Below are 11714 nucleotides of genomic sequence, written 5' to 3' on the forward strand. Positions count from 1 at the left end.
GATCTGAAGAAAATCGCTGTGATCTTAAAAAAAACACAAGTGTGATGGCAGGCGTGACGCCCCCCCTTCCTCCAAATGCCGCTCCGGCCTGCGGGTCCCGTGGGGTATGCCTGGCTGACCTCATTCAGCCGGCCAGCACGCTCGCTCTGCGAGGTAACTTGGCTGGGCGGCGAGGACTATCCGTATGACTGGGATGCACGAGCGGCGTCTGCATTCAGGTTCATGGACGTCACGCCCTGCGTGGAGTTCACACTTCGGATGGCCAAGGATGCCCTGGAGCATGACCTGCTTCACGAGGCGCAGTACCTCGCGGACTACGACGCAGTTCATCGGAGCATCAACGACCGCTTCGATCTCCGCGGTTCGGATCTGGCGACGCTCATCGTGAGCGCGTTCGAGCAGAACGGTGCCCTCTCTAGCAACCGGCGCAAGCAATACACCCATCGCGTTCAGCCCGAGGCTATGGATGCCATCGAGGCGGAGGTCAAGAAGAGAATCGAAGCCCGCGGAGATACCTCAGAAACGCGAGCCGGCTGATGCTCTCGCCACGCTGCACTGAGCCCGTCAGCGTGGCAGCTGCCGCGCCAGCAGCGCAACGACCCAATCGATGAAGACGCGCAGCCGCGCGCTGACATGGGGGTTGGGCCGGTAGGCCAGGTACAGCGGCATCGGCGCGAGGCGCCAGTCCTCGAAGACCGGTCGCAGCTCACCGGCGGCGACGTGCGCATCGGCCATGTAGCGCGGCAACCAGAGCAGGCCGATGCCGGCCAGCCCCGCGGCGAGGTAGGCATTGCCGTCGTCCACCGTCAGCGTGGCTCGGCCGGCGACTTCCACGGTCTCGACGCCGCGCGTCATTGCGTAGGCCAGCGGCCGGCCTGCGCGGGCGCCGCGATAGCCCACGACGCGATGGTGCGTGCCCTCCAGCTCGCGCGGGTGGGACGGCACGCCCGCACGCGCCAGGTACGTCGGTGCCGCAAACACGCCGAGCTGCAGCGCGCCGACGCGGCGCGCCACCAGCGAGGGGTCGGCCAGCTCGCCGCCACGCACGACGCAGTCCACGTTGTCGCCGATCAGGTCCACGAAGCGGTCGCTGACGCCCAGTTCCAGTTCCAGCTCCGGGTAGCGCGCGTGAAAGCCCGGCAGCGCCGGCACCAGCACCAGCCGCGCCAGCGGGCTGGGCACGTCGACACGCAGGCGCCCGCGCGGCACGCCCGACGCGCCGGCGAGGCTGCTCTCCACCTCGTCCAGCTCGGCCAACAGGCGCACGGCCTGCGCGTAGTAGGCAGCGCCGTCGGCGGTGGCCTGCACGCGCCGCGTGCTGCGGTTGAGCAGGCGCACGCGCAGCCGCGCCTCCAGCTCCTGCACAAGCTGGGTCACCCGCGTGCGGCTGAGCTGCAGCGCCTCGGCGGCCTTGGTGAAGCTGCCCGCCTCCACCACTCGCACAAACGCCTGCATGGCATCAAAGCGGTCCATCGCGCCCTCCTCGGGTCGCGATTGTCCAGTGCGGCAAAACAGTGGTGTCCGCCGCAGCGTCTGGATCGAAAGCGAGCCGTTACCTAGAGTGCAGTCATCGTCTTTTCTGGAGATCGCCATGACCCGACGCGACGTCGTCTTCCCCGCCGGCCGCCAGGCCCTGTACGAGCGCAACCGCTATTCGCCGGCGGTGCGCGCCAACGGCCTGCTGTTCGTGTCGGGCCAGGTGGGCAGCCGGCCCGATGGCTCGCCCGAACCCGATCTTGAGACCCAGGTGCGGCTGGCTTTCGACAACCTCAACGCGGTGCTCACCGCTGCCGGCTGCAGCTTCGCGGACGTGCAGGACGTGACCGTCTACATCGTCGATCCCGAGGCCAACTTCGAGAAGATCTGGGCCGTCGTGCCCGAGTATTGGGGTGAGGCGCCCTACCCCACGCTGACCGGCGTCGGCGTGACCTGGCTGTATGGCTTCAAGTTCGAGATCAAGGTGGTGGCCAAGCTGCCGGAGATGGCGCCGGCGGTTTAGGCTCACGCCTTCGCGTACCGTCCGAGCGGCCCATGAACCCTGTCCTCATCGAAGTCCTGCGCGGCAGCACCGCCGAGTCCCTTCATGCCGGCGCCCTGGCCATCGTTGATGCGTCGGGCACCGTGCACACGGCCCTCGGGGACATCGATCGCCCCATCTTCCCGCGCTCGGCCGTCAAGTTGCTGCAGGCTTTGCCGCTGGTGGCCAGTGGTGCCGCCGAAACCTTCGGGTTGACGGATGCCGAACTGGCCCTGGCCTGCGCCTCGCACAGCGGCGAACCCGAGCACGTGGCCACAGCCGCCGGCGTGCTGGCCAAGTTGGGACTGACGACCGACGCGCTGGAATGCGGCACGCAATGGCCCAGCCGCGAGCCGGTGCTGCGCGGCATGGCGGCGCGCGGCGAGGTCGCGACGCCGCTGCACAACAACTGTTCGGGCAAGCACAGCGGCTTTGTCTGCGTGGCTTGCCTGATGGCGCGCCGTGCGGGCGCCGAGCCGGCCGAGTTCGCGCGCGGCTATGTCGCGGCTGAACATCCTGTCATGCGCGAAGTGTCTTCGGCCTTGTCGGCGGCAACCGGCGTGAACGTCGAGCAGGCACCGCGTGGCATCGACGGCTGCTCCATCCCGACCTTTGCCTTGCCGCTGCGATCACTGGCATTGGCTTTCGCGCGCTGCGGCACCGGCCAGGGGTTGTCCGACGCCAACGCACGCGCCGCGCGCACGCTGCGCCAAGCCGCCGCCGTGGCGCCCTTCATGGTGGGCGGCACGGACCGTTTCGACACCCGCGTCATGCAGGCCTTCGGCGAGCGCATCTTCTGCAAGATCGGCGCCGAGGGCGTGTATTGCGCGGCGCTGCCGGAACTGGGCCTGGGTATCGCGCTGAAGATCGACGACGGGGCTGCCCGCGCGGCCGAGGCCGTGATGGCCGCAGTCGCGCGGACCTTGCTGAAGACCGAAGACGAGCTGCTACGCAGCTACAGCCACTTGCAATTGCGCAACTGGCGCGGCATCGACGTCGGCTCGCTGAGGCCGGCGCAAGCGCTCACCCAAGCGCTCGCACCTTAGCCACACCACTGACTGCCGACTGCCTCAGTGGCGGTCGCGGCGCGGCGGCAAGGCTTGATCAGCGTTGTTGCTGTAGCCGCTGGTCGACGTGTCGGTCGTGGCCGTCGTGGTCGTGCTGGACGTCGTCGTGTCGGTGCTGCTCGGGTAGGCAGGCGTGCTCGACTGCGTCTGGGCTGGCATGGGCGGTGCGGCGCTGACATCCGTCGCCGGCGTGATCGGCGGCGAGGCCTCGCTGGTCGTGGTGGTCGTAGTCGTCGCAGGCTGCGACTCGATGCTGGCCACAGGTGCCGCCGGGGCCGGGGTCTCGGCGGGCATCGCTACCGTCGTCGTCGTGTCCACGGGATTGGGCTCGCTCGTCCTGTCCAGCGGATTGGTGGGCGTGGCCTCAGCCAGGGTCGGGGTGGTATCGGCATCGCGCGACAGGCCGGCGGTTTCGTCGCTGGAACGCGTGGATGCGCAGCCGGCGACACCAATCACCAGCGCGGCTGTCGCCAGCGCAACGGTCGTCGACAAGGGGTTGAATTTCTTGCTCATGATGAACTCTCCAAGGTTGATGAAGCGGTTCACGCTGCCATCACCTGGCAGCGCGGCGCGGCCAACGCCGCCCGTGCAGGCCGGCAAAGACCGTTCCCGTGCCGGAAGCACCCCCTGCCGGCTGAGCCCATCTGGCGCCTTGTGCGGCGGCGTGTCAGTCGCCAGTCGATAAGAAACGATACAAAACGCGACCAAGCAAGCGCTTGATTGGCTTTACAGTCCAGGCCCATGCGTGCCGTGAAGCCTCCCTCGCCCGACCCGTTGCCGCCGCGCGAGCGCTTGCTGCGGGAGGCCATGTGCCTGTTCGGCGAACGCGGCTTCGACGCGGTGACGACGCGGGAGATCTGCGCCGCGGCGGGTGTCAACCCGGGTGCCATCCACTATCACTTCGTTGACAAGGACGGCCTCTACCGGGAGGTGCTGCGCCTGCCCGTGCAGGAACTGCAGCAGCAACTCGCCGGCTTCGACGCCCCCGATCTGTCGCTGCACGAGGCCATCCGCCGCTTCCTGCAGCCCTTCCTGTTCGACGACGGCGCCTGCAGCGCCCAGATGTTCTTCCGCGAGATGCAGGCCCCCAGCCCCATCTTCATGGAGACGGTGGCCCAGGAGGTCGGGCCCATCTTCGACCGCTTCGCCCGCCTGCTGGCCCGCCACGCCGGCCTGGCCGAGCCGACGGCCGCCATCCACCAGCTCGCCATGGGGCTGCAGGCCATGGCCCATGACTACTCGATGACCCGGCCGATGCTCGACGCCTTCCACCCCGAACTGCTGGCCGACGACCCCCTGCTCGAACAGACCTGCGCCCGCCTCGCCGACTGGGGCTGCGCCCTGGTTGCCTACGAAAGCGCTAAACACGCCGCCCCATGAACTCCTCCAGACGACGCCTTCTCCTTGCCGCGCCCCTGCTGGTGCTGCTGAGCGCCTGCATGACGGCGCCGCCCGCCGTCGCGCCCGCCGCGACCGCCATTCCCGCGGCCTGGCGCTCGCCGTTGCCGCACGGTGGCAACACCGCGGCCCTGGCCGAGTGGTGGGGCGCCTTCAAGGACCCGGAACTGGCCCGACTGGTGGCGCGGGCTGAAGGCAACAGCCCGACGCTGGCCCAGGCTGCCGCCCGTCGCCGCCAGGCCGAGGCGAACGCCACGCAGGCCCGCGCCGCCCTGCTGCCGCAGCTGAACGCCAACGCCCAGGCCCAGCGCGGCCGCAACCTCAACGCCGTGCCCGGCCTGAGCACCCAGGGCAGCGCGCAGTTCAACGCCAGTTGGGAGATCGACCTCTTCGGCGGCCAGCGCGCCGCCGCAGCGGCCGAGAACCTGCAGGCCCAGGCCGCAACGTCGGACTGGCATGCCGCGCGCGTCAGCCTCGCCGCCGACGTCGCCCAGGCGTATGTGCAACTGCGCCTGGCCCAGGGCCACGAGGAATCGTCCGAACTGGACCTGCGCTTTGCCGAACAGATCACCACCTGGGCCCGCGAGCAGCAGAGGGCGGGCCTGATCAGCGCCAGCGACGCCGCCCTGCTGAACACCGATCGCGCCATCGCGTCGGCGGCCCGCAGCCAATGGCGGGCCGAGGCCCAGATCGCGCTGCAGACCCTCGCCCTGCTGTGCGGCGAACGCGCCGAGCTGCTGGCTGCGGACCTCGCGCCACCCGCTGTCGCAAGCACCGGCTTCGAGCTCAGGCGCGGCCAGCCCAGGGCACCGACCTTTGACGTCAATGCGCTGCCCGCCCAGTTGCTGGCGCAGCGCCCGGACGTGGCCGCCGCCCACCAGCGCTGGCTGGCCGCCATCCAGCAGCAGCGCAGCGTCGAGGCGCAGCGCTGGCCGCAGTTGAGCCTTGGCGCCCTGGCGGGCGAATCGCGGCTGCGCGTTGGCGGCACCAGCAGCAGCGCGTCGATGTGGGCCGTGGGGCCGTCCTTGAGCCTGCCTCTGTTCGACGGCGGCCAGCGCAAGGCACGCGCGCAGGGCGCCCAGGCTGCCGCCGACGAAGCCGCCGCGGCCCTGCAGGCGCAGTGGCAGACAGCCGTCGCCGAGGTGGAAGAGTCGCTGCAGCGCGTGGCCGCCGGTGCCGAGCGCGAACGCGAGGTGGATGCGGTCAAGCGCGAATGGGAAGGCATCGCCCTGCGCTCCTTCTCCCAGGCCCAGGCCGGCCTGCAAAGCGGCGTGCAGCGCAACACCACTTTCCGCAACGCGCTGGCCGCCTACGACGCGGTGCTCAGCGTGCGCGCCGAGCACGCCCTGGCCTGGATTCGCCTCTACCGCAGCCTCGGCGGCGGCTGGACCGCCGCCGACGCCCCAACGAACACGAACACCGCTCAGCGATGACCGATATGAAGATCCGCATTCCCTTCCTGACCGCCGCCCTGACCGTCGCCCTGGCGGCGGCCTTTGTCGCCGCACTGTCCAGTCCCGTCTTCGCCGCCGATCAGGCCGCAAGCGCCGCGCCCAAGCCGGCGCTGACCGTCAAGCGCGTCGTCGCCCAGGCGGGCACCTGGCCCCAGACCCTGGCCGGCACTGGCTCCATCACCGCCTGGCAGGAGGCCATCATTGGCGCCGAGATCGGCGGCCAGCGCCTGACCGCGTTGCTCGTGGACGTGGGTGACCGCGTCAGGAAGGGCCAGCTGCTGGCCAGGCTCAGCCCCGGCACGCTGGAGACCGATCTCGCCGCCAGCAAGGCCGCCCTGCTGGAGGCCGAAGCCTCGGCCCGTGAGGCCCACCAGACGGCCGAGCGCGTGAAGACGCTGCAGGGCAGCGAAGCGCTGTCGCCACAGGCCATCGACCAGGCCCTGGCGGCCGACGCCGCCGCGCAGGCCCGCGTGGCCGCTGCCAAGGCGCGCGTGCAGGCCGACCAGTTGCGCCTGTCGTACACGCAGATCACGGCGCCGGACGACGGCGTCATCAGCGCACGCGTCGCCACGCCGGGTGCTTTGGTGCAACCGGGGCAGGAGCTGTTCCGCCTGCAGCGCCAGGGCCGGCTGGAATGGCGAGCCGAGGTGCCGGGCGCCGAGCTCGCGCAGCTGAAGACAGGCCAGGTCGTGCGCGTGCAGCCCAGCGGCGCGCCGGCGGTGGAAGGCCGCATCCGCCGCGTCGCACCGCAGGTGGACACGCAGACGCGCAACGGCCTCGTCTACGTGGACCTGAAGCCCGGTGAGGCGCTGCGTGCCGGCCTGTTCGCCCGTGGCGACTTCATGCTCGGCGAGAGCAACGCGCTGACGCTGCCGCAGACGGCGGTGCTGCTGCGCGACGGCTTCAGCTATGTGTTCCGCATCGACGGCAGCAAGGTGCGCGAGCAGAAGGTGCAGATCGGCCGCCGCGAGGGCAACCGCGTCGAGGTGAAGTCGGGCCTGACCGCCGGCACCGCCGTCGTGGAGTCCGGCGTGGGCTTCCTCGTGGACGGCGACACCGTTCGCGTGGCCCCGTAAGGAGACGCCCCCATGTTCAACGTCTCCCGCTGGTCGATCGCCAACCCGGTGCCGGCCATCATGCTCTTCATCATGCTGACGGCGGCCGGTCTCTACGGCTTCAAGCAGATGAAGATCCAGCAGTTCCCCGACATCGAACTGCCCACCATCGTCGTCAGTGCTTCGCTGCCCGGCGCCGCGCCGGCGCAGATGGAGACCGAGGTGGCCCGCAAGATCGAGAACTCGGTCGCCACGGCCCAGGGCGTCAAGCACATCTACACCAAGGTGCAGGACGGCATCGCCACGGTCACCGTCGAGTACCGGCTGGAGAAGCCGCTGCAGGAGGCGCTGGACGACACGCGTGACGCCGTCGCGAAGGTGCGTGCCGACCTGCCGGCCGACCTGCGCGACCCGGTCATCACCAAGATGAACCTGTCGGGCATGCCCATCCTGACCTACACGGTTTCAAGCAACCGCATGGACGACGAGGCGCTGTCCTGGTTCGTCGACAACCAGGTCGCCAAGCGTCTGCTGGCGGTGCGCGGCGTCGGCTCGGTGGCGCGCGTCGGCGGCGTCAGCCGTGAGCTGCGCGTGGAGATCGACCCGGCCCGGCTGCTGGCCCTGCGTGTCAGCGCGGCCGACGTGTCACGCCAGCTCAAGCAGGTGCAGCAGGAAGCCCCCGGCGGCCGCGCGACGCTGGGTGGTGCCGAGCAGACGCTGCGCACCATCGCCACCGTGCAGACGGCGGACGAGCTGGCGGCGATGAGCATTCCCCTGTCGGATGGGCGTCACGTCCGGCTCGACCAGGTCGCCACGGTCAGCGACACGCTGGCCGAGAAGCGCGCCGGTGCCTTCCTGAACGGCAAGCCCGTCGTCGGCTTCGAGATCGTGCGCGCCAAGGGCGCCGGCGAGGTGGACGTGGCCGAGCGCATCCGCACAGCACTCGAGGAGCTGAAGACGGCCCACCCCGACATCACGGTCACCGAGGCCTTCAACTTCGTCGACCCCGTCATCGAGAACTACGACGGCAGCATGAAACTGCTGCTGGAGGGAGCGGCGCTGGCCGTGCTGGTGGTCTTCCTGTTCCTGCGCGACTGGCGTGCCACGTTTGTGAGCGCCGTAGCCCTGCCCCTGTCGGCGATTCCCGCCTTCCTGGTCATGCACTGGATGGGCTTCACGCTCAACGTCGTGACGCTGCTGTCGCTGTCTCTCGTCATCGGCGTGCTGGTGGACGATGCCATCGTCGAGATCGAGAACATCATGCGCCACCTGAGCATGGGCAAGACGCCCCTGGAAGCGGCGCGCGAGGCGGCGGACGAGATCGGCCTGGCCGTCATCGCGACGACCTTCACGCTGATTGCCGTCTTCCTGCCCACCGCCTTCATGAGCGGCGTGGTCGGCAAGTTCTTCGTGCAGTTCGGCTGGACGGCCTCCATCGCCGTGTTCTTCTCCCTCGTCGTCGCCCGCATGCTGACGCCGATGATGGCGGCCTACATCCTGAAACCGCCCAAGCGCGAGCACAAGGAACCGTTCTGGATGGCCCGCTATCTGCGCGCCGCGCGCTGGGCCTTCACCCACAAGGGCAAGACCCTGGCCATTGCCGCGGCCTTCGGCGTGGCGGCCTGCACACCGCTGTTCATGGGCGCCATCCCCGGCGCCTTCATCCCGCCGGACGACCTCAGCCAGACGCAGGTGAGTATCGAACTGCCGCCGGGCAGCACCTATGCGCAGACGGCCGCCATCGCCGAGCAGGCGCGCGCCGCCGCCGCCGCGCACAAGCAGGTCAAGCTGGTCTACACGGCGGTGGGCGGCGGCAGCGCCGGGGGCGACCCCTTCGCGATGAGCGGCGCGGCCGAGGCCCGCAAGGCCACGCTCACGCTGAACCTGACGCCCCGGAACGAGCGTCGCGGCATCAGTAAACAGCAGATCGAGCGCGAGCTGCGCGAAAAGCTGGAGAACATCGCCGGCGCCCGCGTCAAGGTGACCTTCGGCGGCTCCAACGACAAATACCAGCTCGTGCTGGCCGGCGAGGACGGCGACGCGTTGGCCGCCCACGCGGCCAAGGTCGAGAAGGAGTTGCGCGGCCTGCCCGGCATCGGCCAGGTGACGAGCAGCTCCAGCCTGCAGCGCCCCGAACTCATCGTGCGCCCCGACACGGCGCGTGCGGCCGACCTGGGCGTGTCCACCGCCGCCATTGCCGACACGCTGCGCATCGCTACCGCGGGCGACTACGACCAGCTGCTGCCCAAGCTCAACCTCAGCCAGCGCCAGGTGCCCATCGTCGTGCGCCTGCCCGACGCGGCGCGCGCCGACCTGGCCCTGCTCGGCCAGTTGACCGTGCCCGGCACCCATGGCCCCGTGCCGCTGCAGCAGGTGGCCGAGCTGACGGTGACCAGCGGCCCGGCCCAGATCGACCGCTTCGACCGCCTGCGCAACGTCAACTTCGAGATCGAGCTGAACGGCATGCCTCTCAGCGAAGTGCAGGCCGCGGCCGCAGCCCTGCCCAGCATCGCCAACCTGCCGCCGGGCGTTAGCAAGGCCGAGATCGGCGATGCCGAGGCCTTTGCCGAACTCGGCCAGGGTTTCGCGCTGGCCATGGGCACGGGTGTCGCCTGCATCTACATCGTGCTGGTGCTGCTGTTCCACGCCTGGGTGCAGCCGGTGACCATCCTGGGCGCGCTGGTGCTGTCCATCCCGGGCGCCATCCTGGCGCTGTTCGTGACCGGTACCGACCTGTCCATGCCGGCCATGATCGGCATGATCATGCTGATGGGCATCGCGACCAAGAACTCCATCCTGCTGGTGGAGTACGCCATCGTTGCCCAGCGCGAACAGGGGCTGACGCGCCTGGACGCTCTGCTGGACGCCTGCCACAAGCGCGCCCGGCCCATCGTCATGACGACGCTGGCCATGGGTGCGGGCATGCTGCCGATCGCGCTGGGTTTCGGCACCGACCCGAGCTTCCGCGCCCCGATGGCCATCGTCGTCATTGGCGGGCTGATCACCAGCACCTTCCTGAGCCTGCTGGTGATCCCGGTGCTCTATGAAGTGGTGGACGACATGATCCAGCGCTTCACACGCCGCAAGAAGCGTCCGCAGGTCGAGGAAGGCGCCGTCAGCTCAGCCTGAACACGGCGACCGACTGCGACAGCTCATCGGCCTGCAACTGCAGGCTGTGAGCGGCGGCCGCCGACTCCTCCACCAGCGCGGCGTTCTGTTGCGTCATCTGGTCCAGGCGCGAGATGGCCTGGCCGATCTGGCCGATGCCTGTGCTCTGTTCGCTGGTGGCATGGCTGATCTCGGCGACGATTTCGGAGACGCGTGCGATGGAGGCGTTGATCTCCTTCATCGTCTCGCCGGCCTGGGCGACGAGGGCCGCACCGCTGTCCACGCTTTCGGTGCTGCGCGTGATCAGCCCCTTGATCTCCTTGGCAGCTTCGGCCGAGCGCTGCGCCAGCGTGCGCACCTCGGCCGCGACGACGGCGAAGCCGCGCCCCTGCTCACCGGCGCGCGCCGCTTCCACCGCGGCGTTCAGCGCCAGGATGTTGGTCTGGAAGGCGATGCCGTCGATCGTGCCGATGATGTCGCTGATCTTGTGAGATGAGCTGCTGATGCGGCCCATGGTCGCGACCACCTCGCTGACCACCGCGCCACCGCGGCGCGCCACCTCGGCGGCGTCGCCAGCCAGCTTGTCAGCCTGGCGTGCGGACTCGGCGTTGTGCGTGACGCTGGCAGTGAGTTCCTCCATCGCCGAGGCCGTTTCCTGCAGATTCGATGCTGCCTGCTCGGTGCGTGAGCTGAGGTCGTGGCTGCCGACGGCCACCTCCCTGGATGCGGTGGCGATGCTGTCGGTGGCGCCACGCACCTTGCGCACCACGGTCACCAGGGAGTTCTGCATCGCGGCCAGGCCGTGCATCAGCTTGGCCGTCTCGTCGCGGCCGCGGGCCTGCACGTCGCCGGTCAGGTCCTGCCGCGAGATGCGTTCAGCCGCCGCGACAGCGCGCTGCAGCGACGTGAGGATGGACTTGGAATTGGCGTGCAACAGCAGGGCCAGCACGGCGATGGCCACCAACAGCAACACGACCAGCCCAGTGCGAGATGACGCGAAGCGCGCGTCGATCTGCGCGATCTGCTGCTCGGAGTTCTTGTCGATGAGCTGGGTCAGGGCCGCCAGCTCCTTGTCCAACGCCCGCACCGGGCCCTTGATCGCCTCCATGCCCTTGTTGGCTTGGGCGGTGTCCGGGAATTCGCCCTTGGCGACCCGCTCGGCAAACGGCAGGAAGCCTTCGCGATAGGCCTTCAGCGCGCGCTGGGCCTCGCCCACGGCGGCGAGAATCTGCGGGTTCAGCTGGAGAGTGGCAACCTTGTCCAGCGCGCTACGCGCTTTCTGTTCGGCCTCGTCCCATTCCTTGCGGTATCTGCCGACCGCTTGGGCGTCGGCAATGTTGATCAGGGTGTCCTTCTCGTAACGCCGCAGATTGCCGACGGCTGCGCGTGCATTGGACAGCTGGGCCTGGGCTTCGACGTCGTTGTCGACGAAGTGCTTGAGTTGGCCGCTGGCGTCAGACTGGGCCAGCAGGCCCGACCCGCCGATCAGCAACATGCCCAGGCCAGCCAGCACGCCCACGGCGGCCAGCCTCGCCCGGATCGGAAATTGGTTCATGTCGATCATGGCACCCTCCTCGCCCCCCGTTGGGCAAGGCCGAGATTAGCCATTTCTGAT

At 69.4% G+C, this 11714-nt stretch carries 10 protein-coding genes; 7 read left to right on the forward strand and 3 right to left on the reverse strand.

Features of this window, described 5'->3' with window-relative positions; all coding sequences use genetic code 11:
- Nucleotides 1-222: 222 nt before the first annotated feature.
- On the forward strand, nt 223-537 hold the full coding sequence (locus tag ASC95_RS27475) for a hypothetical protein (protein WP_057300888.1): 315 nt from the start codon (nt 223-225) through the stop codon (nt 535-537).
- A gap of 27 nt (nt 538-564) precedes the next feature.
- Here the strand turns inward: ASC95_RS27475 and ASC95_RS27480 are convergent, their stop codons facing one another.
- The gene (locus ASC95_RS27480) at nt 565-1473 is read right to left on the reverse strand and encodes a LysR family transcriptional regulator (protein ID WP_057300889.1); all 909 of its coding nucleotides are present in this window, start codon (nt 1471-1473) and stop codon (nt 565-567) included.
- 118 nt (nt 1474-1591) lie between these two features.
- Between ASC95_RS27480 and ASC95_RS27485 the strand changes: the two genes are divergently transcribed.
- Complete coding sequence (locus ASC95_RS27485) at nt 1592-1999, forward strand: RidA family protein (RefSeq protein ID WP_057300890.1); 408 nt, start codon at nt 1592-1594, stop codon at nt 1997-1999.
- A 32-nt stretch (nt 2000-2031) separates the two neighbouring features.
- Nucleotides 2032-3063 (forward strand): asparaginase, encoded by a 1032-nt coding sequence (locus tag ASC95_RS27490; protein ID WP_057300891.1) that lies wholly within the window; start codon nt 2032-2034, stop codon nt 3061-3063.
- Nucleotides 3064-3087: 24 nt separating this feature from the next.
- Here the strand turns inward: ASC95_RS27490 and ASC95_RS30985 are convergent, their stop codons facing one another.
- Entirely contained in the window at nt 3088-3597 is a 510-nt protein-coding gene (locus ASC95_RS30985; protein WP_157256535.1) for a hypothetical protein, read from the reverse strand.
- A gap of 237 nt (nt 3598-3834) precedes the next feature.
- Between ASC95_RS30985 and ASC95_RS27500 the strand changes: the two genes are divergently transcribed.
- The 4 genes from ASC95_RS27500 to ASC95_RS27515 are packed head-to-tail and all read left to right on the forward strand — an operon-like array spanning nt 3835 to nt 10120.
- The gene (locus ASC95_RS27500) at nt 3835-4464 is read left to right on the forward strand and encodes a TetR/AcrR family transcriptional regulator (protein WP_235538071.1); all 630 of its coding nucleotides are present in this window, start codon (nt 3835-3837) and stop codon (nt 4462-4464) included.
- Nucleotides 4461-5915, forward strand: coding sequence for an efflux transporter outer membrane subunit (locus ASC95_RS27505; RefSeq protein WP_057300894.1), 1455 nt, complete (start codon nt 4461-4463; stop codon nt 5913-5915). Before ASC95_RS27500 ends, ASC95_RS27505 begins: the two co-directional genes overlap by 4 nt.
- Nucleotides 5912-7012, forward strand: coding sequence for an efflux RND transporter periplasmic adaptor subunit (locus tag ASC95_RS27510; protein ID WP_057300895.1), 1101 nt, complete (start codon nt 5912-5914; stop codon nt 7010-7012). The genes ASC95_RS27505 and ASC95_RS27510 overlap by 4 nt, the downstream gene beginning before the upstream one ends.
- Nucleotides 7013-7024: 12 nt before the next feature.
- Nucleotides 7025-10120 carry an efflux RND transporter permease subunit gene (locus ASC95_RS27515; protein WP_057300896.1) on the forward strand — a complete coding sequence of 1032 codons (3096 nt, stop codon included), beginning with the start codon at nt 7025-7027 and terminating at the stop codon, nt 10118-10120.
- Here the strand turns inward: ASC95_RS27515 and ASC95_RS32395 are convergent.
- Nucleotides 10107-11663: a methyl-accepting chemotaxis protein gene (locus ASC95_RS32395; protein WP_057300897.1), complete on the reverse strand. Its 1557-nt coding sequence runs from the start codon at nt 11661-11663 to the stop codon at nt 10107-10109. The genes ASC95_RS27515 and ASC95_RS32395 overlap by 14 nt on opposite strands.
- Nucleotides 11664-11714 lie beyond the last annotated feature (51 nt).

The organism is Pelomonas sp. Root1217 (genome assembly GCF_001425705.1).
In the GTDB taxonomy this organism is placed as follows: Bacteria; Pseudomonadota; Gammaproteobacteria; order Burkholderiales; family Burkholderiaceae_C; genus Pelomonas.